Consider the following 26,172-nt stretch of genomic DNA (forward strand, 5'->3'; position numbering starts at 1 on the left):
GTCAGGGGCCGAGCAGATCGATCAGGAAGGGGATCAGCGGCAGGTCGGCCGGCGGCATCGGCAGGTCACGCAACGCGCCCGGACGCTGCCAGCGCAGGGCTTGGCCCTCGCGCGACTGCGGAATCCCTTCCCAGCGCCGACAGATGTAGAGCGGCATCAACAGGTGGAAATCCGGGTAGGCGTGGCTGGCGAAGGTGAGCGGCGCGAGGCAGGGCTCGCGCACCGCGATGCCGAGTTCTTCCGCCAGTTCGCGGATCAGCGTCTCCTCCGGGCGCTCCCCCGCCTCGACCTTGCCGCCGGGAAACTCCCACAGGCCGGCGAGCGCCTTGCCCTCCGGGCGCTGCGCCATCAGCACGCGCCCGTCGGCATCGACGAGGGCCGCCGCGACGACGAGAACGAGGCGGATCGGGGCGGCGCTCATCGGGCGATCGCGAACACGGCTTCGATTTCCGCCGCCGTCTCGATGCTGCCGGCCTCGATCGGCACCGAGGTCCGCCCCCGCGGCGCGGCGGCTTTCGCCGCCATGGCGTAGGGCGCGGGCCGAGCCCCTTCGCCGCGCGGCGGCGAGGCGATGGACAGCGCCGGCCCGAGACGCACCCCCGCGGCCTCGGCGAGGCGCTCGGCTTGGGCGCGGGCGTCCTTCATCGCGGCAGACTGCACGTCGGCCTCCGCCGCCGCCGGATCGCGCAGGCCGAAGGCGATGCCGTCGATCCGGTTGGCACCGGAATCGAGCGCCCGGCGCAGCAACTCGCCGAGCTTGCCCATCTCGGCCAGCCGCACCCGCACGAGGTTGCCGGCGGTGTAGCCGTCGGCCACCTCCCGCACGGAGCCATCGGGCTGGTTGATCGTCCTGGTCCGGGCCTGGAGCGTGAGCGAGGTGGTGCCGATGTCGGCATCCGGCACGCCCATGTCACGCGCCGTCGCCATCACGCCCTTGGCGGCGCGGCTCGCGGCGTCGAGGGCCGCGGCCGGGGTCGCGCCCCGGCTCTCGACCCCGACCTCGACCGAGGCGAAATCCGGCGCGCGCTCGGCCGATGCCCGGCCGATCACGCGGATGCGGCCATCGTCGTCGGCCGATGCCGGAACGGCGAGGACGAGCAGCAGCGCGGCGGCGAGGGCATGCTTCACGAGCGGTAATCTCCGTTAATCTCGACGTAGGCCTTGGTGAGGTCGCAGGTCCAGACCCGCGCCGAGCCCTGGCCGAGGCCGAGATCGACTCGCACGGTGATCTCGGGCTCCCGCATCACCGCGCTCGCCGCCTCCTCGCTGTAGGCGGGATCGCGGGCGCCCTGGACCGCGACGCGCACGTCGCCGAACCAGATCGCGAGGCGGTCGCGGTCGGCGGGCTCGCCGGCCTTGCCCACCGCCATGACGACGCGGCCCCAATTGGCATCCTCGCCCGCCACCGCGGTCTTCACCAGCGGCGAGTTGGCGATCGACATCGCGATGCGGTGGGCGGAGGCATCGCTTTCCGCCCCCTCGACCCGCACGGTAACGAGCTTGCGCGCGCCCTCGCCATCCCGCGCCACGAGCTGGGCCAGCTCGATCAGCAGATCGTCGAGCGTCGCCCGGAAGTCGTCCAGGCGCGGATCGTCGGCGCGCTCGACCGCCTCGGTGCCGACGGCGCCGGTGGCGAACAGCAGCAACGTGTCCGAGGTCGAGGTGTCGCCATCGACGGTCACACAGTTAAACGACGTCTTCGTCCCCTCGCCGAGGAGGTCCTGCAGCACCGTCTGCGGCAGGCCTGCGTCGGTGAAGACGAAGGACAGCATCGTCGCCATGTCTGGGGCGATCATGCCGGCCCCCTTGGCGATGCCGTTGAGCGTCACCGTCCGGCCGCCGATCTCCGCCGTGCGGGTCGCGAGCTTGGGGAAGGTGTCGGTCGTCATGATCGCCTTCGCGGCCGCATCCCATGCGTCCGCGCCCGGCACGGCGCGGGCGGCGCAATCGGCCAGCACGCCCTCGAACTTGGTGGCGTCGAGCGGCTCGCCGATGACCCCGGTCGAGGCGATCATCACTGCCTCCGGGGCGCAATTCGCGGCGCGGCCGGCGATCTCAGCCGTCAGCGTCACGGCCTCGCGGCCTTTCAGCCCGGTAAAGGCGTTGGCGTTGCCCGAATTCACCACCAGCGCGCGGGCGCCGGCTTTTGCTTCGAGGGCGGCGCGGCACCAATCGACCGGCGCGGAGGGGCAGCGCGAGCGGGTGAACACTCCGGCGACCTGCGTGCCCGCATCGAGCGCCACGTAGAGCACGTCGGTGCGGCCCTTGTAGCGGATGCCGGCCTGCGCGGTGGCGAGGCGCACGCCCGCGATCTCCGGCAGCGACGGCTGGGTCGCGGGCGCCAGCGGCGAGATTTGCGTGGAGGACATCGTTCGAGCGGCTCCGGTCTGGCCCCGGCGGGGACACGAAGGGCGGCGCCCTCGCATGCGGACGCGACACAAGCGTGAACGCCGACAGCGTCCGACGGGGCGCCGCGTTCTGTTGCGCCGCCGGAGCCTCCCGTCAACACGCGGGCGCCGAGCGACGATGGGGGAACAATCGCCCTACAGAGAAATGTTGCAATGCACACGAAGCCGGCTTGAACCGCGGCGACCATCTGTTAGTCTGGAACAATGCGAAGCAATCAGGACATTGCTGCTACTGAGAATTTTCGGGCTGCGGCCCGTTCCGCGGGCTCGAATGGCCACGCGGCCGTGCAACGAGGCTGCTACGGTATCCAAGTTCTCGTCGCCGGACGGCGCAAGCGGTGGCGCGACGAAGTCGTCGGGCAGGTCCGCCGCGCCGGCTTCAACGCCACCACGGTCGATTCGGCGATCGACGCGCTGACCGTCCTCGTGCTCGGCCTGCCCATCGATGTTCTCGTGACCGATGCGGACTTGCGCGGCACGCTCTGTTGCTCGCGGCTCGCCGCCGAGGCGCGGGCCCTTCGGCCCAATCTCGGTATCGTCTTTGTCGGCGATTCGGCGGCGTTCGACCGCTATGAATCGATTCCGCCGGACGTCATCGCCCTCCCGGCGCTCGGCGACGAGACTGCGCTCGCCCGCACCGTGCGCGAGGCCCTGGCGACCCGCATCAGCTAGACTGCCATGCGGCGCGACGCGGCGAGGCACCCGCGACGATCCGAACCGTAGGGCCAGCGCCCCGAATTATGGCAGCCTCCGGGTCAATTCCGTTCCGGAGGTCCCCATGCTGATTCGTCGCCGCGAATGTCTCGCGATGCTGGCCGTCACCGCGGTCGGCGGCGCCCGAGCCGCAGAGGTGAAGGCCGAGACCTTCTCCTTCGACAAGCCCGGCGGCGGCACCCTTCCACTCGCCGATTATGCCGGCAAGCCGATCCTCGTGGTCAACACCGCCACCGCCTGCGGCTACGCCCCGCAATTTTCTGGGCTGGAGGGCCTGTGGACCCGCTTCGGCGGGCGCGGGCTCGCCGTGATCGCGGTGCCGTCGCCGGATTTCGGCAATCAGGAGCCGCTCGACGGTCTCGCCATCGCCGAGGCGGCCAAGAAGAACCACGGCGTCACCTTCCCGGTGGTGGACAAGACCCACGTGCGTGGCCCCTCGGCCCATCCGTTCTACCGGTGGGCAGCGGAGCGGAAGCCGGGGCAGAGCCCGCAATGGAACTTCCACAAGTACCTGATCGGCCGCGACGGCGACGTGCGCGCCGCCTTCGCCACGCAGGTCGATCCGAGCGACCCGCGCATCGTCAGCGCCATCGTGGCCGAACTCGGCTCGGCCTGATCAGTGGTTCGGAATGCGCCCCGGAGGGATGAGGCCACGCTCACCGTTGCGCGGCGCGCGGGGCCGCGCCTGCCGCGCGCGGGCGCGCTCCGCCTATTCCAGGGTGGGCGGCGCCGACGGGTAGTTCGAGGCGAACGGGTTGGGCGGTGCGCCCTGGCCGTGGCAGGGCGAGGCGGACAGGCCGGCACTCACCACGAGGAGGAGAACGGTCGGGCGCATGAAATTTCGCTTCTCGTGACGGCCAAGCTCTCGCGCCAGGATAGGGCGGCTTCCTACATGCCGACAGCCGGCGTATCCGCCCGGCGTAAAGGCGCGACGCATGGACCCGCATAGCTTCGAGCACGACGGAATCCTCTACGAGGTCCGCTTCGAGCGTATCCCCGAGGGCTGGCTCGCCCGCATCCGTCCGGAAGGGGCGGCCGAGGCCCATCTCGTGGCCTTTCCCGAGGGCCCCGGCTTCGACCCGGAGGACGTGCGCGGCTCGCTCATCGCCGGCTGCCGGGCCGCGGTGGAGCGCCTGCCGCACCGCCCGCCGACCCGGCACTGAGCGTTCACCATCCGGGCGCCCGAGCGCGCCGCAGCGGAACCACCGGCACGGTCATCGGTTCGCGATCGAACACTTTTGGCGGATCGAGCGAGTTTTTCCGATGACCGAGGTCACCTATCACATCGTCGAGCACGACGGCGGCTTCGCCTACAAGGTCGGCGACGTCTTCTCCGAAACCTTCCCAAGCCGCCAGGAGGCCCTGGAAGCCGCCCAGGCCGCGGCAGCCGAGCAGCAGGTGCCGGGCTCGACCGAGGGCATCCGCTACCAGGACGGCGGCGGCCAATGGCACGACGAAACCGCCGACGGCAGCGACCGCCCGGTCGCCAAGGTGGTGGAGGACTGAGGCGCGCGCCATCGCGAGGCCCCGAAAGGTGCCGTCCCACCGCGAACTGTTCAGAAGAGGCGCACCCGTCACCGTTTCGTCGGCACGGCCTCGCCATCTGCGGATGACGCGCGCTCTGGATCGGAAATGGCGACTATCCCTCCATCGTGATCAATCCGACGCTTCCACCCGCCGCCGCATTGTTGACCGTGAGCGTCCGTTCGGTGGCGAAGCGGGTGAGATAGTGCGGACCGCCGGCCTTCGGACCGGTGCCCGAGAGGCCGGTGCCGCCGAAGGGCTGGCTGCCGACCACCGCGCCGATCATGTTGCGGTTCACGTAGACGTTGCCGTGCGGCAGCGCCGCCGCGATGCGGGTCCAAGTGCTCTCGATCCGCGAATGGATGCCGAGCGTCAGCCCGTAGCCGCCTGCTCGGATGTCTTCGATGACACGGTCCAACCCGTCTGCGGGGTAGCGGACGACGTGAAGGATCGGCCCGAACACCTCCTCGCGCAGGTCGGTGACACGGTCGAGTTCGAAAACGTGCGGCGCCATGGAGAGGCCGGGCGGCGCGGTCCCTGTGAGATGCGTGCGAGCCTCACTCCTCATCCGGGCGATGTGGGCGTCGAGCCGGGCCTTGGCCTCGGCATCGATGACGGGGCCGAGATCGGTGGAAAGTTCCCGTGGGTCGCCGACGCGCAGTTCGCGGGCGGCGCCGACGATGGTGGCGATCATGCCGTCGGCCACGTCCTCCTGCACGAGGAGCAGGCGGAGCGCCGAGCAGCGCTGGCCGGCGGAGCGGAAGGCGGAGGCGACCACATCGTCGGCGACCTGCTCGGGGAGCGCCGTGGCGTCGACGATCATGGTGTTGAGGCCGCCGGTCTCGGCGATCAGCGGCAGGATCGCGCCGTCGCGCGCCGCGAGCGCCCGGTTGATCGCCCGCGCGCTCGCCGTCGAGCCGGTGAAGACCACGCCGGCCAGAGCCGGATGCCCGATCAGAGTCGCCCCGACCTCGGGTCCGCCGGGGACGAGGTGCAGCGCGTCCGCCGGAAGGCCCGCCCCATGCATCAGGCGCACCGCGAGGGCGGCCACCAGCGGCGTCTGCGGTGCCGGTTTCGCCACGACGGCGTTGCCGGCCATCAGCGCGGCGGCAACCTGCCCGCAGAAGATCGCCAGCGGGAAATTCCACGGTGAGATCGCCGCGAACACCCCGCGTCCGTGCAGGGCCAGCGTGTTCGCCTCGCCGGCCGGCCCCGGCAGGGCGAGCGGCCCGGCGAACAGCTTTCGGCCTTCCGCCGCATAGTAGCGCAGGAAGTCGATCGCCTCGCGCCACTCGGCGAGCGCGTCGTCGAGGGTCTTGCCGGCTTCCGTCTGAAGCAGGTGCAGGAGTGTGTTGCGGTTGGAAACGAACGCATCCGCCGCGCGCTCGAGGCACGCGGCGCGGGTCTCGGCGGGTGTGGCGGCCCAATCCGAAAAACCGCGAGCGGCGGCGTCCATCGCACGCGCGACCGTGGCGGCGTCGGCCTCCACCACGGTGCCGAGGGACGCGCCGTCGATGGGGCTCGCCACCGGGCGCGTCCGGCCCTCGCAGGCGCGACCGTCGAGGATCGGCGCCGCGGTGAACGGCCCGGTCGCCCGGGCGATGCCGACGCACAGGTCCGCGACGGCGGCCCGGTCGCCGAAGGCGAGGCCCTCGCTGTTGCGCCGCTCCGGCCCGAACAGGTCGCGCGGCCGCGCGATCCCAGGATGGCGGGCGAGCGCCGCGGTCTCGATCAGCGCCTGCGGCCGTACGAGCAGGCGCGCGACCGGCACCGCCGGATCGGCGGCGCGGGCGACGAAAGAGGCGTTGGCGCCGTTCTCCAGCAGGCGCCGTACGAGGTAGGCCAGCAATGCGCGGTGGCCGCCGACCGGGGCGTAGACGCGGCAGCCGATGCCAGGCCTCGACTCGGCGAGGCGCGCGTACAGCGCCTCGCCCATGCCGTGCAGGCGCTGGAATTCGAAGCCCGCCTCGTCACCCGCGAGCGCCAGCACGCTCGCCACGGTCAGGGCGTTGTGGGTGGCGAATTGCGGGAAAAGGCGCGGTCGGTACGCCAGCAGCCGCCGGGCGGCGGCGCAATAGCTCAGGTCCGTCATCGCCTTGCGGGTGAAGACGGGGAAGTCGGGCAGGCCCTGGACTTGGGCCGCCTTCACCTCGCCGTCCCAGTAGGCGCCTTTGACGAGGCGCACCATCAGGCGCCGGTCGTGATGCCGAGCCAAATCCGCGACATGGTCGATCACGGGCAGGCAGCGCTTCGAGTAGGCCTGCACCGCCAGCCCGAACCCGTCCCAGCCGGCGAGCGACGGATCGGCCATCACGGCGGCGAACACGTCGAGCGAGAGTTCGAGCCGCTCGGCTTCCTCGGCGTCCACGGTGAAGTTGAGGTCGTGCGCGCGGGCCGCGCGGGCGAGATCCAGCACCACCGGCACCAGTTCGGCCCTCACCCGCACGCTCTGCGTCGGCGCGTAGCGCGGATGGAGCGCCGAGAGTTTGACGGAAATCCCCGGACGGGCCGGCAGCGCGGCGTCCCCGGCCGCACGGCCGATCCGCTCGATCGCCCGCGCGTAGGACAGGCGGTAGGCCTCGGCGTCGTCTACCGTGCGGGCCCCCTCCCCCAGCATGTCGTAGGAATAGCGAAGCCCCGCCGGCCCGGCCTTCGCCCGGCGCAAAGCCGCGCCGATATCCTCGGCCAGCACGAACTGGCCGCCCATGATCCGCATCGCCCGGTGCGCCGCCGCCCGCACCGCCGGGCGCCCGAGGCGGCCGACTAGGCCGGCGAGCGTCGCCTCCGGCGTGTCTCCGGCGGAGACGAGACGGGCGCCGAGCCCGAGCGCCCAGGCGGCGGCCTGAGCGAGCCCAGCCTCGCTGCGGACCGCGTGATGGGCGAAATCACCCTCGCGCAGCTTGTCGGCGATGAGCCGGTCGGCGGTGGCCGCGTCGGGCACCCGCAGCAGCGCCTCGGCGAGGCTCATCAGCGCCAGCCCCTCGCGGGTGGTGAGCGCGTATTCCTGCAACAACGTCTCGACCGCGCCGTGCCCGGCCTCGCTGCGGATCGCCGCGATCAGGTCGGCGGCGAGCGCATCCACGCCCGGTTCGGCCTCCGGCGGCAGCACCGCCTCACGCAGCAGCACTTGCGCGAGCGCGGCGTCGTCCGGGGCGTAGGGAGCCTGGAAGCGCGGGGCGGACGCGGAATCCATGGGCGGAGCCTCGTTACGGGCGACCGGAGAATCCTATCGCAATCGAAACCGCACAGGTAGGAGATGCGCCGCCGCGCCGAGAGGGAATGTCTCGTTCCCGAAAGAGGGGAGGAGAGCGCTGTGCATCAGTCCGAAAAAATCAGGCCGGGGCGCCGTAGATCGCCCGCGCCCGGGTCTCGAAGGCGTCGGTGAACTTGCGAAACGCCCGGTCGAACATCGAGCCCATCAGCAGGCCGAGCGTGCGGCTCTTGAACTCGTAGGTGATGAAGAAGTCGACCTCGCAGCCGCCCTTCCCGTCGTCGCGGAAATTCCAGCGGTTCTCAAGGTGGCGGAACGGGCCGTCGATATACTCGGCGGTGATCTTCCGGTTCGCCGGATCGAGGGTAACGCGGGTGGTGAAGCGCTCGCGGATCGCCTTGTAGCCGACCCCCATCTCCGAGACCCGCACCACGGTCCCGTTCGGCCCCTCCGCGTCCCGCAGCACGCGCAGCGATTCGCACAGCGGCAGGAACTCGGGATAACGCTCGATATCGGCCACGAGGTCGTACATCTGCGTCGCCGTGTGGCGCACGTTCCTCGTGATGCGGAAGGAGGGCATGGCGGCTCAGGCGGTGGCGGTGTGCGGGACCGGCCCGAGCTTGGCGAGGCGGGCTGCCTTCAAACGGGCGAAGTCCTCGCCCGCATGGTGGGAGGAGCGCGTCAGCGGAGTGGCCGAGACGAGCAGGAAACCCTTGGCATAGGCCGTGGTTTCATAGGCCTTGAACTCGTCCGGCGGCACGAAGCGCACGACTTCGTGATGCTTGCGCGTCGGCTGGAGGTACTGGCCGATGGTGAGGAAATCGACGTCGGCCGAGCGCAGGTCGTCCATCAGTTGCACCACCTCGTTCCGCTCCTCCCCGAGTCCCACCATGATGCCGGACTTGGTGAAAATGGTCGGGTCGAGTTCCTTCACCCGCTGCAGCAGGCGGACCGAGTGGAAGTAGCGAGCGCCGGGCCGCACGGTGACGTACTTGCCGGGCACGGTTTCCATATTGTGGTTGAACACGTCGGGCCGGGCCGCGACGACGACCTCCAACGCACCGGGCTTCCTCAGAAAATCCGGCGTCAGGATCTCGATGGTGGTGCCGGGGCTCGCCTGCCGGATCGCCGCAATGGTCTGGGCGAAATGCTCGGCGCCGCCGTCCTTCAGGTCGTCTCGATCGACCGAGGTGACGACGACGTGGTGCAAGCCGAGCTTGGCCACGGCATCGGCCACCTTCTGCGGCTCGGCCGCATCGAGCCCCTCCGGCAGGCCCGTGCGCACGTTGCAGAACGAACACGCGCGGGTGCAGGTGTCGCCCATGATCATGAAGGTGGCGTGGCGCTTCTCCCAGCACTCGCCGATGTTGGGGCAGCCTGCCTCCTCGCAGACCGTGACGAGGCCGTTGGCGCGGACGATGTCCTTGGTCTCGGCCCAGAGCTTCGAGCCCGGCGCCTTCACGCGAATCCAGTCCGGCTTGCGCTGGATCGCCGTGTCGGGCCGGTGCGCCTTCTCGGGATGGCGCGGACGCACGTCCTGCTTCGGGCGCGTGTCGTTGGAGAGGAGATCGAGGACGACGGCCATGATGGGGGGCGAGCGCTCGTGATCCCGGCGGACGGCCCGGGCGCCGCCTCGATCTAAGCCCTCGGGGGGCCGGCCGCAAAGGGGCGGGGCGACAACCTGCCGCGAGCGTAACCCCGCCTCTCAGCGGCCGGGAACTGAGGCGTAGCGGGCCGGGCCGGCGAGGCGCAGCTCGGGCACGGTGTAGTCGGCGGTCAGCGTCGGCTGGACGCGGCCGGTGAGCGGCAGGCCGATCATGCCGGACTGCGCGGCGGCGATCTGGAGCGGCATCACCCGGCCGGAGGCCACCTGCACCACGGCGCGGGGGCGGAGCGCCGGCAGGTACCCCTCGCGGTCGCTCTTCTCGTAGAACACGTTGCCGCCCGCGGCGACGACGTAGTGCATGTTGTTGTAGGGGAAGCTGTAGCCGGCGGTGTGGAAGTGCAGCGCCTGGCCGACGCCGTCGTGGCGACGCCCCGACAGCAGCAGGTCGGCGACCTTCTCGAGTCGCGGCCGATCCTGATCGCGCACGGGCTTGGACAGCACGCCGTTGGCGAACTGCCGCTTCTGGCCGACCACCTCGCAGATGCGACCCGGATAGGCCGGCGCGTCGAGGCGGTTCATCACCACGGTGCCGACGGCGAGCAGGCCGTCCTCGTCGGAGCGGTTCGATTCAAAGTACATCGCGCGGGCGAGGCACTCCTTGTCGGCGGCGGTCGGGGTCTGAACGACCTTGGCATTCGCCGCGATCGAGCCGGTCGTCAGCTCCTGCTGCGGCCGGAACAACCCGCACCCTCCGAGGCTCGAACCGGCGACCGCGAGGGTCGCGAGGCAGGCGAGGCGAAGGTGACGGTCGTTTCGCATTCAGGCTCCCCGGGCTGGGCAGAGTGCAGGCAAGGACGGCTCGTACGCTCAAGCTGAACCCAATGCCCGCCGGGTGCAAAGGTATGGTTAAGCCTCGGCGTCGAATCAGGGGCGGTGTGTCTTTTCGCACACGGGTCCGGGCGCGTGGGACATTGAACGCTTCGCCCGCTTGGACGTTGAACAAGCTTGTGCTCCGCTTGGCAGAGGGATCAGCCATGGATACGGCCACTTCGACCACGGCCTCTCCCCCGCCCGAGGCGTTCGACGATCGCTTGCGCGAGGAGGCGGCCAGCGCCGGCCGCGCCGCCCTCGACACCGCACTCCAGCGCTTCACCGCCGAGCAGCGCGACGCCTTCTGGAACGCGATCGGCCTCTACTACTCGACCCGCCGCCATCCCGGCGCGAACGAGGCCGCCGCCGCGCCCGCCCTCTGAGGCCCGACATGCGTACAGCCGCCAAGGTCGGCCTCGCCGCCCTCGTCCTCGCGCTGGCAAGCGGGGCCGCTTTCACGCGGCTCGTCATGTATCCAGAGAGCGCAACGCTCGACTTCGCCGCCGGCACCGGCCCCAACCCGACCCTGCCGGCGCCGAACCCGACGCTGATGCCGACCGTCAACATCGCCCGCATCGCCCCCTGGGCGGACGGCGCGACCCCGAAGGCGGCACACGGGCTGAACGTCGCGGCCTTCGCCACCGGCTTGAACCATCCGCGCTGGCCCTACCGGCTGCCGAACGGCGACGTGCTGGTGGCCGAGAGCAACGCCCCGAAATCCGGCGACAGGAGCACCGGCCTCACCGACTGGGTCGCCGACAAGGTGAAGAGTTTTGCCGGCGCCGGCGTCGACAGCCCCAACCGCATCGTGCTGCTTCGCGACAAGGACGGCGATGGTTTGGCGGAGGAGCGCCACGTCCTCCTTAAGGGGCTGACGTCGCCCTTCGGCATGGCACTGGTGGGCTCCGATCTCTACGTCGCCAACGCCGATTCGCTCGTGCGCGTACCCTACACGGAAGGGCAGACCGAGATCACCGCGAGCCCGGAGAAAGTCGCCGAGCTTCCCTCGGGCATCAACCACCACTGGACCAAGAACGTCATCGCCAGCCCCGACGGGCAAAAGCTGTTCGTCTCGGTGGGCTCGAACAGCAATGTCGGCGAGAACGGCCTCGACATCGAGAAGGGCCGCGCGGCGATCTGGGAATTCACCATCGCCACCAAGGCCATGCGCGAGTACGCGACGGGCTTGCGCAACCCCAACGGCCTCGCCTTCGAGCCGACGGGCGGCGCGCTGTGGACCGCGGTGAACGAGCGCGACGAGATCGGCAGCGACCTCGTGCCCGATTACGTCACCCACGTGCAGGAGGGCGGCTTCTACGGCTGGCCCTGGAGCTACTGGGGCCGGCACCCCGACGCGCGGGTGCAGCCGCCGCGGCCGGATAGGGTGGCGAAAGCGATCGCGCCGGACTACGCCGTCGGCACCCACACGGCCTCGCTCGGCATCGCCTTCTCGGCGGGCTCGAATCTGCCGGAGGCGTGGAAGAGCGGCCTGTTCGTGGCCCAGCACGGCTCATGGAACCGCCGGCCGAAGAGCGGCTACAAAGTGATCTACATCCCGTTCGAGGACGGCAAGCCCGCGGGTGCGCCGGTCGACGTCCTGACCGGTTTCCTGAACGCCGACGAGAAGGCACAGGGGCGGCCGGTGGGCGTGGCGCTCGACAAGGCGGGGGCGCTGCTGGTGACGGACGATGTCGGGAATGCGGTGTGGCGGGTGAGCGGAGCGGCGGCTTCGAATTGAGCGGACGCCCGGCATCTCCCACCCAATCCCCTCATCCTGAGGTGCGAAGCGAAGCGGAGCCTCAGGATGAGGGGATGGATGGGAACGGCGCCTCAATAAAATTCGCCGTAACCCACGGGCGCCGGCCCGTAGGGATCGCCGAACGGATCGCGCGCCCGCCGCCGGACCGGCGCATACACCTCGTCGTCCCAGGCCCCACCGCGGGAGCGCACCACCACGCCCTCGTCGGCACCGTATCGCCGAACCGTCCGCTCGGGCGCCGGGCGGTGCACGTCGGCGACCGGCGCCTCGCCGACGCTGCCCTCGATCACCACGCGGGTGTTGGCCATCTTCTGCTGCTTCACCAGGGCGAACAGGGTTGCGGCGTTGCGCTGCGAAAGGCGGACGCAGCCATGCGAGGCTGCGGTTCCGAGACGGCGGGTGTGGGTGGTGCCGTGGATCGCGTGGCCGACCTGGGTGAAGAAGATCGCGTGCGGCATCGGCGCGTTGTCCCACTCCCGCGAGAAATGGTTCGCCTCCATCCGGAACGGCTTGTAGCCGCCGTTCGGCGTGTCGTGGCCCGCGACGCCGGTGGAGACCGGCCACGTGTAGCGGGTCTGTCCATCGACCGCGACGCTCATCCGCTGAGCGTCCTTGTCGACGCTGATGAGCAGGTCGGCCCGCGCCGCGGGCGCCGAGAGGAGCAGGACGGCACTGGCGAGGAAGGCGGCCGGGCGCAGGCGCATCGCTGAAAGAACTCCGCACGCGAAGGGAATGGCGCAGCTAGATGCATCTCCGCGGCCCCGCTTCAACCGGCTGTCCGCACTCTCACTCCCGGGCCGCGTTGCGGACATAGCCGCGGGAGATCAGCCGGCTGTTCTCGCGGGCGCGGCGCTCGGCCTCCATCAGGTCGGACAGGGCGTCGGTGATGGCACAGCGCAGCGCCAACTCGGCATCGCCGTGGGCAGTGAAGAGATAGGCCTGCGCGATGTCCTCGACCGGGCAAGCGGGCGCCGTGGCCCCTCCCCGCGCGGCTCCGGTGCGATGCGCTGAGGCCTGACGCAGGGTCTCGGGCATGGTCTCTCTCCGACTCGATATGAGAACGAAGATAGAACGACCGAAGACGGTTAACGAGTCCTTACCGCGATCCCTCAAACTTGTGGATGGACGCCCTCAGGGCATCCCACGCCCATTGAAGGGATCGGTGTAGGCATCGACGGCGCCCGGCGCCGCCATGCCGGCACCGGCTGGCGCACCACCCGCCCCGCCGCTGCCGACACCGGGGATGGCCCGGTTCGGATCGAGGACGCCGCTGCGGGTGCCGATGCCCGCACCCGTTCCCGCGATCCCTGCGCCCGTGCCGCCGATGGAGCCGGTGGTCGGGCCGGTATCGAGATTGGACGCGGAACCGGTGCCGGAGATTCCGGCAACGCTCCCCGCGCCCCCTCCCCCGAAGGAGCCGGTGGTCAGCCCCGTACCGGGATTCTGCGTGAGGCTCGTGCCGGGAATCGCAGCGAGCCCGCGCGAGCCCCCTCCCCCACCGAAGCTGAGGCCGCCCGGATTGGTCAGGCCGCCGGTCTGGATGGTGCCGCTCAAGGGCGTGGCTCCGCCCTGCGACAGGGCACCGGAGAAGGCGAGCCCGCCCGCATCGGCGATGCCGAGCGCTCCGGCCGGCACGATGCTTCCCGGAAACGGCAGGTTCAGCAAGGGGGCCGTCGGCGCCGTCTGGGCGTGCACCGAGCCGGCGCCGAGCCCGAGGGCCAGCGCGAGGGCACCGCGGAGCGCTCCACAAAAACGGGTCATGACCGCCTCCCTGATTCGAGACTCGCTCGGCCAACGCGGAAGGCGCGCGGGCGGTTTCGTGGGCGGTCGTCGCTCGGCTCTGCGAGGAGGCTTGCGAATCCGATCCCGACGATCCGACAATCGCACATTGCCGTTCGCCCCAGGAGGCGCCGATGTCCCAGGGTCCGCTATCGTATTCGTGGTTGTCGTTTCCGTTCTACGCGCCGCTGAGCGGAGCGGTCACGCAGGACTTCTCCAACTCTCTCTATCAGGGCGTGCCCGAGATCGAACTCGCAGTCATCACCGAGGCCGGGAGTTTTGGGTCGCAACTCGGGGCGCTGACGAAGGTGGTGCTCGAACTCGCCCGACAGATCGTGCCGGACTGCGAGAAGATCGAGGCGCGGACGCGTGAAGAACTCGAAAAGAATGCGGAGGTAATCAAGGAGAAGAAGACGCACCTCGAACAGCTCATCATTCTCGACAAGCTGGTGGACGACATCAAGGAGCGTCACCGCCGGGCGGCGGAGCGCGACGCGCGGCGGGCGCTCGAACAGCTGAAGAAGTTCGACGAGGACCGCTACGCCAGCTTCGTCAGAAGCCTGAACCGGTGAATCCGGGCGGCGCATCGGCCGCCCGGTGATGGTGCGATCAGGTGTGGATCACGCGGCCATACGCGTCGAGCACGCTCTCGTGCATCATCTCCGACAGCGTCGGGTGCGGGAAGACCGTGTGCATCAGCTCTTCCTCGGTCGTCTCCAGCGTCATCGCCACGACGTAGCCCTGGATCAGCTCGGTCACCTCGGCGCCGATCATGTGGGCGCCGAGCAACTGGCCGGTCTTGGCGTCGAAGATCGTCTTGATCAGGCCGTCCGGCTCACCCAGCGCAATGGCCTTGCCGTTGCCGGCGAAGGGGAAGCGGCCGACCTTGATCTGGAAGCCGAGATCCTTCGCCTTGGCCTCGCTGAGGCCGACGCTGGCGATCTGCGGGTGGCAATACGTGCAGCCGGGGATCTTGCCCTTGTCCATCGGGTGGGTGTGCAGGCCCTTGATGGTCTCGATGCAGATCACGCCCTCGTGCTCGGCCTTGTGGGCGAGCATCGGCGGGCCGGCGACGTCGCCGATGGCGTAGACGCCCGGCACGTTGGTGCGCCCGAGCCCGTCGGTGACGACGACGCCGCGCTCGATCTTCACCCCGACCTTTTCGAGGCCCAGGTTCTCGATGTTGCCGACGACGCCGACCGCGGAGATCAGCTTGTCCGCCGTCAGTTGCTGCGTTTTGCCCTTGTCGTCCTCGACCGTCGCCGTGACGGAGTTGGCGCCCTTCTCGACCTTGGTCACCTTGGCGCCGGTGAGGATCTTGATGCCCTGCTTCTCGAAGCGCTTGCGGGCGAGCCCGGCGATCTCGGCATCCTCGACGGGTAGGATCTGCGGCAGCAGCTCGATCACCGTCACGTCGACACCCATGGTGCGGTAGAACGAAGCGAACTCGATGCCGATGGCGCCCGAGCCCATCACCAAGAGGCTCTTCGGCATCGCCTCGGGGACCATGGCCTCGTAGTAGGTCCAGATCAGCTTCTTGTCGGGCTCGATGCCGGGCAGCACGCGCGGCCGCGCGCCGGTCGCGACGATGATGTGCTTGGCCTCGTAGGTGGCGGCGCCCTTGGCACCCTTCGGCGGTTCCGCGCGCTTGGTCTCCTTGACGGCGACCTTGCCCGGCGTGTTGCCCTTCGGCGCGGCCTCGATCGAGCCCTCGCCCCAGATCACGTCGACCTTGTTCTTCTTCAACAGCATGCCGACGCCGCCGTTGAGCCGGCCCGACACGCCGCGCGAGCGTTTGACGATGGCGGACGCGTCGAAGCTGACGTTGTCGGCCTTCAGCCCGTAATTGGCGGCGTGCTGCATGTAATGGTAGATCTCGGCCGAGCGCAGCAGGGCCTTGGTCGGGATGCAGCCCCAGTTGAGGCAGATGCCGCCCAGATGCTCGCGATCGACCACCGCGGTCTTGAAGCCGAGCTGCGCCGCGCGGATCGCGGTGACGTAGCCGCCGGGGCCCGCGCCGATGATGAGGACGTCGTAGGTTTCGGCCATGATGCGCTCCGTCTCACCCGACGCCGCGGCGCCGGTCCATCTCAAAGGGCGCCGGCCCGCTTGCGCAGGCCGGTCAGGGTGGTGCGCTCCGGCGGCAGCACGAAGGGCACCTCGGTTCTGCGGCTGAGGCCGAACACGTCGCCGTCAGCCCTCTCCGCGCTCATGGTCGCGAGCGCTGCGCCCGGCACACAGCGTGTCCCGCCGCGCTGCCCGTCGAACGCGTTCACGTTCCCCGGTCCGTAGGTGAAGCAGATGCTGGTCTCGCTGACGGGCCGGCCGGCATAGGGACGATAGGCGCCACTCTCCTCGAAGGTCCAAGTCCCGCGCAGCACCACTGGATTGCCCGGGAACCACAGGTAGACCGATCCGTCGGCCGCCATGTAGCTGACCTGAACCCCGCGGTTGGCCGCCGTGACGAGCCGCGTCTTGCCGACGAAGAACGCTTCGGCCTCGGCCCGCGACAGGGGCTTCACCAGCGGCTCGCGCATGCCGGCCGCTTGGCGCGCCTCGGCGACCTTCGCCTCGTTCGTTGACCGATCCTCCGCCGACATGCAGCCGGAGAGGAGGCCGAGCGCGGCGGCGGCCAGCCCGCGGCGCAGGATGGCCGCCGCGGACGTTCTTGCGCGATCGATCGGCATGACCGGCTGCTAGACCAGCATCCCCATCGGGTTCTCGATCAGCCCCTTGAACGCCGAGATCAGCTCGGCGCCGAGTGCGCCATCGAGGACGCGGTGGTCACAGGAGAGGGTGCAGGTCATGGCCTGGACCACCGCCGGGGCGCCGTCCTTGACGACGACGCGCTTCTCGCCGGCGCCGACCGCGAGGATGGTCGATTGCGGCGGGTTGATCACCGCGGTGAAGTGCTTGATGCCGAACATGCCGAGGTTCGACACCGAGGTGACGCCGCCCTGGTACTCCTCCGGCTTCAGCTTCTTGGCCCGCGCGCGCGCCGCGAAATCCTTCATCTCGCCGGAGATCGCCGAGAGCGTCTTCTGGTCGGCCTTGCGGATGACCGGCGTGAACAAGCCGCCGTCGATGGCGACCGCCACGCCGACCTCGGCGTGCTTGAAGCGCAGGATGCGGTCCTCGGCCCACACGGCGTTGGCCGCCGGCACGCGGGTGAGCGCGACGCCCATCGCCTTGATGACGAAGTCGTTGACCGAGAGCTTGAACAGCGGCTTGCCGTCCTTGTCCTTGCCGGCCGAGGCGTTGAGCGTCTCGCGCAGCTTCATCAGCGCGTCGAGTTCGCAATCGACCGTGAGGTAGAAGTGCGGGGCGACCTGCATCGCCTCGGTGAGGCGCTTGGCGATGGTCTTGCGCATGCCGTCGAGCGGCACCTCCTCGTAGGCGCCCTTCTCGTAGAAGCCCTTGACCTGCTCCAGGGTCAGACCCGCGGGCGCACCCCCGGCGGCCGGCTTGGGAGCGGGGGCCGGCGCCTTCGCGGCGGGGGCTTCGGCGGCCTTGGCGGGCGCCGGGGCGCCGGCCTTGGCGCTGCCGCTCTCGATCGCGGCGTTGACGTCCTTGGCGACCACGCGACCGCGCGGGCCGGAGCCCTTCACCGCGGCGATATCGACGCCGCCCTGCTTGGCGATGCGGCGGGCGAGCGGCGAGGAGAAAACGCGCTCGCCAGCCTCCGCCGGATGCGCGGCGCCGCCGGGCTTGGCGCCCTCGGGGGCGGTGTCGACGCGGGCGTAGGAGGCGTGCGCGCCGTCCGGCGCGGCGTTCTCGTCGGGCGTGCTTTTGGGCTCGACCGGCGCGGTCTTCGCAGCCGCGCCCGTGGACGCCTGGACGCTCTTTGGGTCCTCGCCCTCCTCGGCGATGAGCGCGATCAGCTCGTTGACCGGCACGTCGGCGGTGCCTTCGGCCACCAAAATTTTGGCGAGCACGCCCTCGTCGACCGCCTCGACCTCCATGGTGGCCTTGTCGGTCTCGATCTCGGCGATCACGTCGCCGGACTTGATCGCGTCGCCCTCCTTCTTGAGCCACTTGGCGAGGTTGCCCTTCTCCATGGTCGGCGAGAGGGCGGGCATCAGGACGTTGATCGGCATGTCTCAGGCCTCGGGCGAAGCGAAGGGAAAAAGGTCGTCGAGCGGGCACAACAGTGCGACGCCCATCTCAGCCACGAGATGAGCGGGCACGGCTTCAATATCGGCGTAGGTGGCACGGCGGGGGGCGGCTTCGGCCATGGTCAGAGCCTCCGCTGGGCCGGCACGAGGGAGGGGCGGATCGATGCGTCGGGGCGTTCCATCGCGTCGCCGGCCCCTGGCTAGTTGAGGGTGTTGCCGGGTTCGAGGCCCTCGGCCTCCCAACCGGCGCGGATGCGCTCGAAGGCCTCTTCCTCCGACATCTCCGATTCCAGCGCGTAAGTGCGGGCGGCCTGCCGCGCGAGATCGAGGAAGAGCCGGCCCCAGGTCGCCGGATCGTCGAAGGCGCGCCGCAGCGCCACGCTCACCGCGCCGTCGACGATGGAGGCCCGCACGATCTCGATCCCGCCCTGTTCCAGGGCGTCGGGCGGGATTTCGAGGGCCTGGAATTCCTGATCGGCCATCACGTTATCTCGGTCTGCCGAAAGCGTCGCAGCTCAGCTTCTTGTCGGGCGTCGCATAGCACTTCAGTACACGCGCACCGTTCTCGTGATTGTTGTTCGGCAGCGAAACAACGAAGTCCGCAGGCAACGGGGTGCCGTCGCACTTCACGTAATATTCGGTGCTCTTGCCGTTGCCCTCACCGGGAACGAAACGCGCCCGGCCCCCCTCGCATACGAAGTCCCAGCTCGTCGCAATCATCGACTTGATGTTGTTCATGACCTCTTGCTGCCCGAGCGAGATCACGTCCAGGTTGGTGATCGGAGAAGGGATGAGTTCGTAGTTGGGATTCTCGACCGGAGGCGGCTCGGCTGGCGGGCGCTTGGCCTTGTCCCGCGACAGCGCACCGGTGCCGGACAGAAGCAGCGCCGCGAGCAGCCCGGCGGCCAGGGCCGCCGGGCGGAAGGCCTCGGGTCGAGACCCTGTCATTTGTAGCACACTGCCTTGGCCGCCTCGATCACTTCGGCGACGTTGGGTAGGGCGAGCTTTTCGAGGTTGGCGGCATACGGCATCGGCACGTCCTTGCCGGTGACCCGCAGGACCGGGGCGTCGAGATAGTCGAAGGCATCGACCATCAGGCGCGCGGCGATCTCGGCGCCGACGCCGGATTGCGGGAAGCCCTCTTCGACGGTGATGCAGCGGCCGGTCTTCTTCACCGACTCGACGATGGTGTCGGAATCCATCGGGCGGATCGTGCGCAGGTCGATCACCTCGGCCTCGATGCCCTGCTCGGCCAGGGCCTGAGCCGCCTTGAGGGCGTAGGTCATGCCGATCGAGAAGGAGACGATGGTGACGTCGGTGCCGGGGCGGTGGATGCGCGCCTTGCCGATCGGCAGGACGAGATCGTCGATCTTCGGCACCGGGAAGGACTGGCCGTAGAGGATCTCGTTTTCGAGGAAGATCACCGGGTTAGGGTCGCGGATCGCGGCCTTGAGCAGGCCCTTCGCGTCGGCGGCCGTGTAGGGCGCGATCACCTTGAGGCCGGGCACGTTCGAGTACCAAGCGGCGTAGTCGTGGCTGTGCTGGGCGCCGACGCGGGCGGCGGCGCCGTTGGGGCCGCGGAACACGATCGGGCAGCCGAGCTGGCCGCCGGACATGTAGAGGGTCTTGGCCGCCGAGTTGATGATGTGGTCGATCGCCTGCATGGCGAAGTTGAAGGTCATGAACTCGACGATGGGCTTCAGACCCATGAACGCCGCGCCGACACCGATACCGGCGAAGCCGTGCTCGGTGATCGGGGTATCGACCACGCGGCGCGCGCCGAATTCCTGCAGCAGGCCTTGAGTGATCTTGTAGGCGCCCTGGTACTCGGCGACCTCCTCGCCCATGACGAACACCTTGTCGTCGCGGCGCATCTCCTCCGCCATGGCGTCGCGCAGGGCCTCGCGCACGCTCTGGGTCTCAAGGGGCGAGTCCGGCGGGAACTCGTCCATCACCGGGGCAGCGGCCGCGTTCTTGACGATCGCCGGCGCGGCAGGCGCACGGGGGGCGTCGTCGCCGGTCTTGGCGGTGGGGGCGGATTTCTCCGCCATGCCTTCGGCCTGCATGTCCGGCGTCGGCGCGGGCGCGCCGCCCTCGGACACCGCGGGCTTGGACTGACCGCCGCCGGCGGCAGCCGCCGCGACGTCCTCGCCCTCGGCGGCGATGATGGCGATCGGGGTGTTGACTGCCACGTTCTCGGTGCCGTCCGGCACGAGGATCTTGGCGAGCACGCCCTCGTCGATCGCCTCGACCTCCATGGTCGCCTTGTCGGTCTCGATCTCGGCGAGCACGTCGCCGGATTTGACCGCGTCGCCCTCCTTCTTGAGCCACTTGGCGAGCTTTCCTTCCTCCATGGTCGGAGAGAGGGCGGGCATCAAGATGTCGGTCGCCATTGCGCTGCTCTATCGATCCTTCGTCCGAGATGCGGAGGCGTGCTTCGTTGTGTCCGCGGCGAATCCGCCGCCGGATCGAAGCCGGCCGTTGCGCCCTCAGTGTCCTGCCAAGAGGGGTTTTCTCGAGGGTGTTCGCGCCTCAGGCGCGGGCTTCGAGCAAAATGTCGGTCCAGAGCTCGGACGGATCGGGCTCGGGATCGTGGGTCGCGAAGTCGGCGGATTCGTTGACGACCTCCCGGACCTTGGCGTCGATGCCCTTCAGGTCGGCCTCCGGTACGCCGTGCGCCTCGATCAAGCGCTTGCGCACCATCTCGATCGGGTCTTGCTCGTCGCGCATCTTCGAGACCTCGTCCTTGGTCCGGTACTTGGCCGGGTCGGACATCGAGTGGCCGCGATAGCGGTAGGTCTGCATCTCGAGGATGTAGGGGCCCTGGCCCGTGCGGGCGTGCTGGATGGCGCGGGACGCCGCCTCGCGGACGGTGCGGACGTCCATGCCGTCGACCTGCTCGCCGGGGATGCCGAAGGAGAGGCCGCGCTTGGAGAAATCGGTCTGCGCCGAGGCGCGGGCGACCGAGGTGCCCATGGCGTAACGGTTGTTCTCGACGACGTAGACGACCGGCAGCTTCCAGAGAGCCGCCATGTTGAAGCTCTCGTAGACCTGGCCCTGATTGGCCGCGCCGTCGCCCATATAGGTGAAGCTGACCTTGCCGTTCTGCAGGTAGGCGTCGGCGAAGGCGAGGCCGGTGCCGAGCGAGACCTGGGCGCCGACGATGCCGTGGCCACCGAAGAACTGCTTCTCGCGGCTGAACATGTGCATCGAGCCGCCCTTGCCGCGGGAATAGCCGCCGCGGCGCCCGGTCAGCTCGGCCATCACGCCCTTGGCGTCCATTCCGCAGGCCAGCATGTGGCCGTGGTCGCGGTAGCCGGTGATGTTCTGGTCGCCGTCCTCGCCGGCCATCTGCATGCCGACGACGACCGCTTCCTGACCAATGTACAAGTGACAGAAGCCGCCGATCAGGCCCATACCGTAGAGCTGACCCGCCTTCTCCTCGAAGCGGCGGATGAGAAGCATCTCACGATAGGCGTGAAGATCCTCGTCCTTGGTGAATTGCGGAATGTTGGGTGCGGGCCGGTGCTGGGGCGCCTCCGCGCTCCCGGCGGGTTTGCCCACCTCGTTGCCTGCATCCATCGGCGACCTCCCGAACTCGATCTGTTGGATCGGGTTCTAGGCCAGCCGATTTCGGAAAGCGAGGGCGGGACTGACAGCCGAGTGGCGCTGTCACCGCGACGCTTGAACCGGCGCCGACTAAGCAAGGTTAAGATTAGAAAGCGTCGCTTTACGACAAGACGGACCTGGGCCGCAGATCAGGATTCGGCCTACGGATCGATGATGACGAGGTCGTTGGCGTGGACGCGGCCGAGCACGACGCGGGCGCGCTCCTCCAACAGGTCGCGGTCGATCTGCTCGCTGCGCAGCAGGGAGACACGGTGCTCCCAGGTCGCCCGCTCGGCCTTGGCGGCGTTCAACTCCCCCGTCAGCCCGTAGGCCTCGCGCTTGAGCGCCCGCTTGGCTTCCAGGCCGCGGCTGCCGCTCTCGGCCTGATGCACGAAGTAGCCGACCACGAGCGCGGAGATCGTCCAGAGGACGGCGGGGACGACGATGGCGCGGACGCGGCGACGAATGACCATGGCGGCGGCAGGATCACCCGATCAAGGTAAAGAAAGGGTTTCCCGCCACCCGACAAGGCGGACCCGAAAACCGGAACGGCGCGGCGAGCCCCGAAAGGCCCGCCGCGCCGCTCGAAAAAAAGCTCAGCGCCCGGCGAGCTGGCGGATGGCGCCGCGGCCGGCGTAGAGCGCCTGGGCGCCGAGGCCCTCCTCGATGCGGATGAGCTGGTTGTACTTCGCCAGTCTGTCCGAACGGGCGAGCGAGCCGGTCTTGATCTGCCCGCAATTCGTCGCGACCGCGAGGTCGGCGATGGTCGAATCCTCGGTCTCGCCGGAGCGGTGGGACATCACCGCGGTGTAGCCGGCGCGCTGGGCCATATCGACGGCGGCGAGCGTCTCGGTGAGCGAGCCGATCTGGTTGACCTTGACCAGGATCGAGTTGCCGGTGCCGGACTCGATGCCGCGCGACAGGCGCTCGACATTCGTTACGAACAGGTCGTCGCCAACGAGCTGGACGCGGTTGCCGATCCGGTCGGTGAGCAGCTTCCAGCCCTCCCAGTCGTCCTCGGACATGCCGTCCTCGATCGACAGGATCGGGTAGGCCTCGCTCAGCTTGGCAAGGTAGTCGACCTGTTGCTCGATCGAGCGGGTCTGGCCCTCGCCCTCGTAGTGGTAGGCGCCGTTCTTGAAGAACTCGGTCGCGGCGCAGTCGAGCGCCAGCACGATGTCGGCGCCGGGCTTGAAGCCTGCGGCCTGGACCGATTCCATGACGAAATCGAGCGCGGCTTCCGCCGACGGCAGGTTCGGGGCGAAGCCGCCCTCGTCGCCGACGTTGGTGTTGTGGCCGGCCTTCTTCAGGGCGCTCTTGAGGGTGTGGAAGATCTCTGCACCCATCCGCACCGCCTCGGACAGCGAGGAGGCGCCGACCGGCATCACCATGAATTCCTGGAAGTCGATCGGGTTGTCGGCATGGGCGCCGCCGTTGACGATGTTCATCATCGGCACCGGCAGGACACGGCCCTGGACGCCGCCGACATAGCGGTAGAGCGGCAAACCCGCGGTCTCGGCCGCGGCCTTGGCGACGGCGAGCGAGACGCCGAGAATGGCGTTGGCGCCGAGCCGGGCCTTGTTGGGAGTGCCGTCGAGCGCGATCATCGCCTCGTCGACCGCGACCTGATCCTCGGCGTCCATGCCGCCGATGGCATCGAGGATTTCGGTCTGCACCGCCTCGACCGCCTTGAGGACGCCCTTGCCGTTGTAGCGACCCTTGTCGCCGTCGCGCAGCTCCACCGCCTCGTGCGCGCCGGTCGAGGCGCCCGAGGGCACGGCCGCGCGGCCGAAGGAGCCGTCCTCGAGGAGGACATCGACTTCGACGGTGGGGTTGCCCCGGCTGTCGAGAATCTCGCGGGCGGCGATGTTGGTGATCGCGGTCATGGGCACTCCTTCGGTTGCGTCGCGGCGCGCCGTCCGCACAGGCTCCCGGCCCGACGCAGCGGCGACGCTCTCCGAGGCCGGCTTATCCGTCAACGCAACGGCGCGGGCAAGCGCCCGCAAGCGGTTCGAGGCGCTGCGACATCAGTTGCAGCGGGCGCACCGTTCACAGTTTTTCGAGAGGGCGGCATTCACGTCCGACAGTAGGCGAAGCCAGGGCTGCGGGCGTATAGCCCCCGCATGACCAACATCGAAGACCACGCCAAGCAACTCGGCCGGCAGACGCCGATGCCGGACTCACCGGAGGCGGCGCAGCTCGACCGCGTGCCGAACCCGCATGCCGACACCGATTACCTGGCGCGCTTCACCGCACCGGAATTCACCTCGCTTTGCCCGGTGACCGGGCAGCCGGACTTCGCCACGTTGGTGATCGACTACGTGCCGGACCGCTGGCTCGTCGAATCGAAGTCGCTGAAGCTCTATCTCGGCGCCTTCCGCAACCACGGCGCCTTCCACGAGGATTGCACCGTCGGCATCGGCCGGCGGCTCGTGGCCCTGCTCGAACCGCGCTGGCTCAGGATCGGCGGCTACTGGTATCCGCGCGGCGGCATCCCGATCGACGTTTTCTGGCAGAGCGGGCCTCCGATACAGAGCGTCTGGCTGCCGGAGCAGGGCGTCGCGCCCTATCGCGGCCGGGGCTGACTTTTTCGGGGTTGCGCGCACGAAAAAGGGGCGGCCGATCCCTCGGCCGCCCTCTTCAGTGGAACTTGGTCGGCTCAGTAGCCGCCGTAACCGTAAGCCGGGCGGCCGTAGCCGCCACCGTATCCACCACCATAGCCATAGGCCGGACGACGGTAACCGTCGCGATAATAGGCGTCACGTGCGGCGCCCGCAGCGATGGCGCCCGCCGCGAGGCCGGCGATGCCGAGGCCGACTGCGGCGCCGGTGCCGATGCCGCGACGGCGACCGCCACCGTAATAGGCGCCGCGGCCGTAGCCGCCGCCATGATAGCCGCCGCCGTGGTGGTGATGGCCCCAGCCACGGCCGGGACGCGCATCGGCCGACGTGGTGGCCGTCAGAGTGCCGACGGACAGCAGGGCTGCGGTGACGAGTGCGAGCTTACGCATGGGATCCTTTCAATCTGCGACGGAATTGAGGGTCAGAACGTTCAGCTTGGCCGAAAGTTCCTGAATGTCCCAGGGGCCGATGGCCCGATCCGCTCCGTCGCGCTCTCGATTTGATCCGTATGGTTAGTTTGCCCGGCCTGAACCTAACCTGAAACCGAGATCCTCGAAGGCGGCTCAAGCCTTGTCAGCGACTCGCTTGGCGAGCCGGTCGAAGGCCATCAACTCCTCGACGAGGCGCGGCAACTGGCGCAGCGGCACCATATTCGGCCCGTCCGAGGGCGCCCGGTCGGGATCGGGATGAGTCTCGATGAAGACGCCCGCCACGCCGACCGCGACCGCGGCACGAGCCAGCACGGCGACGAATTCCCGTTGTCCGCCGGACGTCGCGCCCTGGCCGCCGGGTTGCTGCACCGAGTGGGTCGCGTCGAACACCACCGGGGCGCCACCGGTCACCTGCGCCATGATCGGCAGGGACCGCATGTCGGAGACGAGCGTGTTGTAGCCGAACGAGGCACCGCGCTCGGTAACGATGACGTTCGGGTTGCCGGCCTCCGTCACCTTGGCGGCGACGTGCTTCATGTCCCAAGGCGCCAGGAACTGGCCCTTCTTGACGTTGACGACGCGGCCCGTCGCGGCGGCGGCGAGCAGCAGATCGGTCTGGCGGCAGAGGAAGGCCGGGATCTGGAGCACATCGACGGCCTGCGCGGCGCGGGCGCATTGCTCGGCCTCGTGCACGTCGGTGAGCACCGGAAGCCCGAGGCTTTCGCGCACCTCGGCGAAGACCGGCAGAGCCTCGTCGAGGCCGACGCCGCGGGCGGTCGCGCCCGAGGTGCGGTTCGCCTTGTCGAAGGAGGACTTGAACACGAGGCCGATGCCGAGCCGCTCGGCCATCTCCTTCAGCGCGGCGGCGACCTCGAGGGCGTGGTTGCGCCCCTCCAACTGGCAGGGCCCGGCGATCAGCGCCAGCGGCAGATGGTTGGCGAAGGCGACGGAACCGGCGCGGACGACAGGGCCGGGGGAAGCGAGATCGGTCATGGCCGCGGTCTAGCCCGCGCGGGCGGCGGCGAAAAGGCCGGCCTTGTGGTGCAAGGTTCTGCGGCGAGGCCCGCGCCCCGTCCGGTCGGCGGCGACGCGGCAGAGGGTGCCGAGCCCGACCCCGTCCGGGCGGTCGCCGGGATCGCAGCGGATCACCGCGCCGCCGACGCGGCCGAGCTGCGGCGCACCGGTGAGCAGGCTGTCCTGATGCAGGCGCCGGGTCAGAGTCTCGACCGCCTCTTCCGGCGCGCCGGTCAGCGCGTGGGCGGCCTCGCCGACCAGCACGAAATACGCGCCCAGCGGCTCGCGCCGCTCGGAGCGGAACAGCAGGCGGCGGGGGCTTTGGCAATCGAGGCGGAAGCGCTCGGCATCGGCGGCGCGGAACACCACGAGCGAACCGGTGCGCCCGACGAGCGAGGCGCCCGTGGCGCGGATCAGCCGGACGGTCAGCCCATCGCAGGAATCGGCCTGTGCCGGTGCGGCGAGGAGAAGGGTGCCGAGGGCGGCCGCGAGGGTTCGCAGGGACATGCCG

32 protein-coding genes are annotated in these 26,172 nt (G+C 69.6%); 8 read left to right on the plus strand and 24 right to left on the minus strand.

The features are described 5' to 3' along the window. Window position 1 precedes the first annotated feature (1 nt). From ASG52_RS19865 to argJ, 3 genes are read right to left on the minus strand one after another with little or no spacing between them, the layout of a single operon-like run. Window positions 2–421, minus strand: coding sequence for a (deoxy)nucleoside triphosphate pyrophosphohydrolase (locus ASG52_RS19865; RefSeq protein ID WP_056247001.1), 420 nt, complete (start codon window positions 419–421; stop codon window positions 2–4). Beyond that, window positions 418–1,128, minus strand: a complete 711-nt coding sequence (locus ASG52_RS19870) for an SIMPL domain-containing protein (RefSeq protein WP_056247003.1) — start codon at window positions 1,126–1,128, stop codon at window positions 418–420. Before ASG52_RS19870 ends, ASG52_RS19865 begins: the two co-directional genes overlap by 4 nt. Continuing rightward, complete coding sequence (argJ, locus tag ASG52_RS19875; RefSeq protein WP_056247007.1) at window positions 1,125–2,369, minus strand: bifunctional glutamate N-acetyltransferase/amino-acid acetyltransferase ArgJ; 1,245 nt, start codon at window positions 2,367–2,369, stop codon at window positions 1,125–1,127. Before argJ ends, ASG52_RS19870 begins: the two co-directional genes overlap by 4 nt. A gap of 243 nt (window positions 2,370–2,612) precedes the next feature. On the opposite strand from argJ, the gene ASG52_RS19880 reads away from it, so the two are divergent. Together ASG52_RS19880 and ASG52_RS19885 are read left to right on the plus strand one after the other, a co-directional pair. Next, window positions 2,613–3,080: a response regulator gene (locus ASG52_RS19880; RefSeq protein ID WP_502691093.1), complete on the plus strand. Its 468-nt coding sequence runs from the start codon at window positions 2,613–2,615 to the stop codon at window positions 3,078–3,080. A gap of 106 nt (window positions 3,081–3,186) precedes the next feature. After that, entirely contained in the window at window positions 3,187–3,738 is a 552-nt protein-coding gene (locus ASG52_RS19885; protein WP_056247010.1) for a glutathione peroxidase, read from the plus strand. A gap of 93 nt (window positions 3,739–3,831) precedes the next feature. On the opposite strand, the gene ASG52_RS28475 is transcribed toward ASG52_RS19885, so the two are convergent. Further along, entirely contained in the window at window positions 3,832–3,957 is a 126-nt protein-coding gene (locus ASG52_RS28475; protein ID WP_286159114.1) for a hypothetical protein, read from the minus strand. Window positions 3,958–4,057: 100 nt separating this feature from the next. On the opposite strand from ASG52_RS28475, the gene ASG52_RS19895 reads away from it, so the two are divergent. Together ASG52_RS19895 and ASG52_RS19900 are read left to right on the plus strand one after the other, a co-directional pair. Next, the gene (locus ASG52_RS19895) at window positions 4,058–4,285 is read left to right on the plus strand and encodes a hypothetical protein (protein WP_056247012.1); all 228 of its coding nucleotides are present in this window, start codon (window positions 4,058–4,060) and stop codon (window positions 4,283–4,285) included. Between the two features lie 100 nt (window positions 4,286–4,385). Then, window positions 4,386–4,628: a DUF2188 domain-containing protein gene (locus ASG52_RS19900; RefSeq protein ID WP_056247013.1), complete on the plus strand. Its 243-nt coding sequence runs from the start codon at window positions 4,386–4,388 to the stop codon at window positions 4,626–4,628. A gap of 133 nt (window positions 4,629–4,761) precedes the next feature. On the opposite strand, the gene putA is transcribed toward ASG52_RS19900, so the two are convergent. The 4 genes from putA to ASG52_RS19920 all read right to left on the minus strand — a co-directional run bounded on the left by putA (window position 4,762) and on the right by ASG52_RS19920 (window position 10,282). Next, window positions 4,762–7,839 (minus strand): bifunctional proline dehydrogenase/L-glutamate gamma-semialdehyde dehydrogenase PutA, encoded by a 3,078-nt coding sequence (gene putA / locus ASG52_RS19905; RefSeq protein WP_056247015.1) that lies wholly within the window; start codon window positions 7,837–7,839, stop codon window positions 4,762–4,764. 139 nt (window positions 7,840–7,978) lie between these two features. Then, complete coding sequence (locus ASG52_RS19910; RefSeq protein ID WP_056247017.1) at window positions 7,979–8,437, minus strand: type II toxin-antitoxin system RatA family toxin; 459 nt, start codon at window positions 8,435–8,437, stop codon at window positions 7,979–7,981. Between the two features lie 6 nt (window positions 8,438–8,443). Further along, entirely contained in the window at window positions 8,444–9,442 is a 999-nt protein-coding gene (lipA, locus tag ASG52_RS19915; RefSeq protein ID WP_056247019.1) for a lipoyl synthase, read from the minus strand. A 120-nt stretch (window positions 9,443–9,562) separates the two neighbouring features. Then, window positions 9,563–10,282: a cell wall hydrolase gene (locus ASG52_RS19920; protein WP_056247020.1), complete on the minus strand. Its 720-nt coding sequence runs from the start codon at window positions 10,280–10,282 to the stop codon at window positions 9,563–9,565. Between the two features lie 215 nt (window positions 10,283–10,497). Between ASG52_RS19920 and ASG52_RS19925 the strand changes: the two genes are divergently transcribed. Both ASG52_RS19925 and ASG52_RS19930 read left to right on the plus strand, forming a co-directional pair. After that, window positions 10,498–10,716 carry a hypothetical protein gene (locus ASG52_RS19925; RefSeq protein ID WP_056247022.1) on the plus strand — a complete coding sequence of 73 codons (219 nt, stop codon included), beginning with the start codon at window positions 10,498–10,500 and terminating at the stop codon, window positions 10,714–10,716. 8 nt (window positions 10,717–10,724) lie between these two features. Next, entirely contained in the window at window positions 10,725–12,071 is a 1,347-nt protein-coding gene (locus ASG52_RS19930) for a PQQ-dependent sugar dehydrogenase (RefSeq protein ID WP_056247023.1), read from the plus strand. A 92-nt stretch (window positions 12,072–12,163) separates the two neighbouring features. On the opposite strand, the gene ASG52_RS19935 is transcribed toward ASG52_RS19930, so the two are convergent. The 3 genes from ASG52_RS19935 to ASG52_RS19945 all read right to left on the minus strand — a co-directional run bounded on the left by ASG52_RS19935 (window position 12,164) and on the right by ASG52_RS19945 (window position 13,853). Next, window positions 12,164–12,796, minus strand: coding sequence for a L,D-transpeptidase (locus tag ASG52_RS19935; protein ID WP_056247025.1), 633 nt, complete (start codon window positions 12,794–12,796; stop codon window positions 12,164–12,166). Between the two features lie 82 nt (window positions 12,797–12,878). After that, window positions 12,879–13,127 (minus strand): hypothetical protein, encoded by a 249-nt coding sequence (locus ASG52_RS19940; protein ID WP_286159115.1) that lies wholly within the window; start codon window positions 13,125–13,127, stop codon window positions 12,879–12,881. A gap of 96 nt (window positions 13,128–13,223) precedes the next feature. Then, window positions 13,224–13,853, minus strand: a complete 630-nt coding sequence (locus tag ASG52_RS19945) for a hypothetical protein (protein WP_056247027.1) — start codon at window positions 13,851–13,853, stop codon at window positions 13,224–13,226. A 152-nt stretch (window positions 13,854–14,005) separates the two neighbouring features. Between ASG52_RS19945 and ASG52_RS19950 the strand changes: the two genes are divergently transcribed. Then, complete coding sequence (locus ASG52_RS19950; protein ID WP_082552654.1) at window positions 14,006–14,443, plus strand: hypothetical protein; 438 nt, start codon at window positions 14,006–14,008, stop codon at window positions 14,441–14,443. A gap of 37 nt (window positions 14,444–14,480) precedes the next feature. On the opposite strand, the gene lpdA is transcribed toward ASG52_RS19950, so the two are convergent. The 10 genes from lpdA to eno form a co-directional block, all read right to left on the minus strand. After that, a complete protein-coding gene (gene lpdA, locus ASG52_RS19955; protein WP_056247031.1) occupies window positions 14,481–15,920 on the minus strand; it encodes a dihydrolipoyl dehydrogenase in 1,440 nt (479 codons plus the stop codon). A gap of 41 nt (window positions 15,921–15,961) precedes the next feature. Then, window positions 15,962–16,558, minus strand: coding sequence for a hypothetical protein (locus ASG52_RS19960; RefSeq protein WP_056247033.1), 597 nt, complete (start codon window positions 16,556–16,558; stop codon window positions 15,962–15,964). A gap of 9 nt (window positions 16,559–16,567) precedes the next feature. Then, window positions 16,568–17,968 carry a pyruvate dehydrogenase complex dihydrolipoamide acetyltransferase gene (locus ASG52_RS19965; protein WP_056247035.1) on the minus strand — a complete coding sequence of 467 codons (1,401 nt, stop codon included), beginning with the start codon at window positions 17,966–17,968 and terminating at the stop codon, window positions 16,568–16,570. 3 nt (window positions 17,969–17,971) lie between these two features. Then, entirely contained in the window at window positions 17,972–18,106 is a 135-nt protein-coding gene (locus ASG52_RS28480; protein WP_286159116.1) for a hypothetical protein, read from the minus strand. Between the two features lie 80 nt (window positions 18,107–18,186). Then, window positions 18,187–18,468 carry a DUF5076 domain-containing protein gene (locus ASG52_RS19970; protein WP_056247037.1) on the minus strand — a complete coding sequence of 94 codons (282 nt, stop codon included), beginning with the start codon at window positions 18,466–18,468 and terminating at the stop codon, window positions 18,187–18,189. Between the two features lie 4 nt (window positions 18,469–18,472). Further along, window positions 18,473–18,934, minus strand: coding sequence for a hypothetical protein (locus ASG52_RS19975; RefSeq protein WP_056247039.1), 462 nt, complete (start codon window positions 18,932–18,934; stop codon window positions 18,473–18,475). After that, on the minus strand, window positions 18,931–20,379 hold the full coding sequence (locus ASG52_RS19980) for a pyruvate dehydrogenase complex E1 component subunit beta (RefSeq protein ID WP_056247041.1): 1,449 nt from the start codon (window positions 20,377–20,379) through the stop codon (window positions 18,931–18,933). Before ASG52_RS19980 ends, ASG52_RS19975 begins: the two co-directional genes overlap by 4 nt. A 139-nt stretch (window positions 20,380–20,518) precedes the next feature. Then, window positions 20,519–21,568 carry a pyruvate dehydrogenase (acetyl-transferring) E1 component subunit alpha gene (gene pdhA / locus ASG52_RS19985; protein WP_056247046.1) on the minus strand — a complete coding sequence of 350 codons (1,050 nt, stop codon included), beginning with the start codon at window positions 21,566–21,568 and terminating at the stop codon, window positions 20,519–20,521. Between the two features lie 188 nt (window positions 21,569–21,756). Next, complete coding sequence (locus ASG52_RS19990; protein WP_056247047.1) at window positions 21,757–22,068, minus strand: FtsB family cell division protein; 312 nt, start codon at window positions 22,066–22,068, stop codon at window positions 21,757–21,759. Window positions 22,069–22,191: 123 nt separating this feature from the next. Further along, the gene (eno, locus tag ASG52_RS19995; protein WP_056247049.1) at window positions 22,192–23,481 is read right to left on the minus strand and encodes a phosphopyruvate hydratase; all 1,290 of its coding nucleotides are present in this window, start codon (window positions 23,479–23,481) and stop codon (window positions 22,192–22,194) included. Window positions 23,482–23,718: 237 nt separating this feature from the next. On the opposite strand from eno, the gene queF reads away from it, so the two are divergent. Further along, window positions 23,719–24,180, plus strand: a complete 462-nt coding sequence (queF, locus tag ASG52_RS20000) for a preQ(1) synthase (protein ID WP_056247051.1) — start codon at window positions 23,719–23,721, stop codon at window positions 24,178–24,180. 74 nt (window positions 24,181–24,254) lie between these two features. Here the strand turns inward: queF and ASG52_RS20005 are convergent, their stop codons facing one another. The 3 genes from ASG52_RS20005 to ASG52_RS20015 form a co-directional block, all read right to left on the minus strand. Beyond that, window positions 24,255–24,605: a hypothetical protein gene (locus ASG52_RS20005; protein WP_056247052.1), complete on the minus strand. Its 351-nt coding sequence runs from the start codon at window positions 24,603–24,605 to the stop codon at window positions 24,255–24,257. A 174-nt stretch (window positions 24,606–24,779) separates the two neighbouring features. Beyond that, on the minus strand, window positions 24,780–25,640 hold the full coding sequence (gene kdsA, locus ASG52_RS20010) for a 3-deoxy-8-phosphooctulonate synthase (RefSeq protein ID WP_056247053.1): 861 nt from the start codon (window positions 25,638–25,640) through the stop codon (window positions 24,780–24,782). A gap of 9 nt (window positions 25,641–25,649) precedes the next feature. Then, window positions 25,650–26,168 carry a hypothetical protein gene (locus ASG52_RS20015; protein ID WP_056247055.1) on the minus strand — a complete coding sequence of 173 codons (519 nt, stop codon included), beginning with the start codon at window positions 26,166–26,168 and terminating at the stop codon, window positions 25,650–25,652. Window positions 26,169–26,172 lie beyond the last annotated feature (4 nt).

The sequence above is a fragment of the Methylobacterium sp. Leaf456 genome, from assembly GCF_001425465.1.
Classification (GTDB): Bacteria; Pseudomonadota; Alphaproteobacteria; order Rhizobiales; family Beijerinckiaceae; genus Methylobacterium.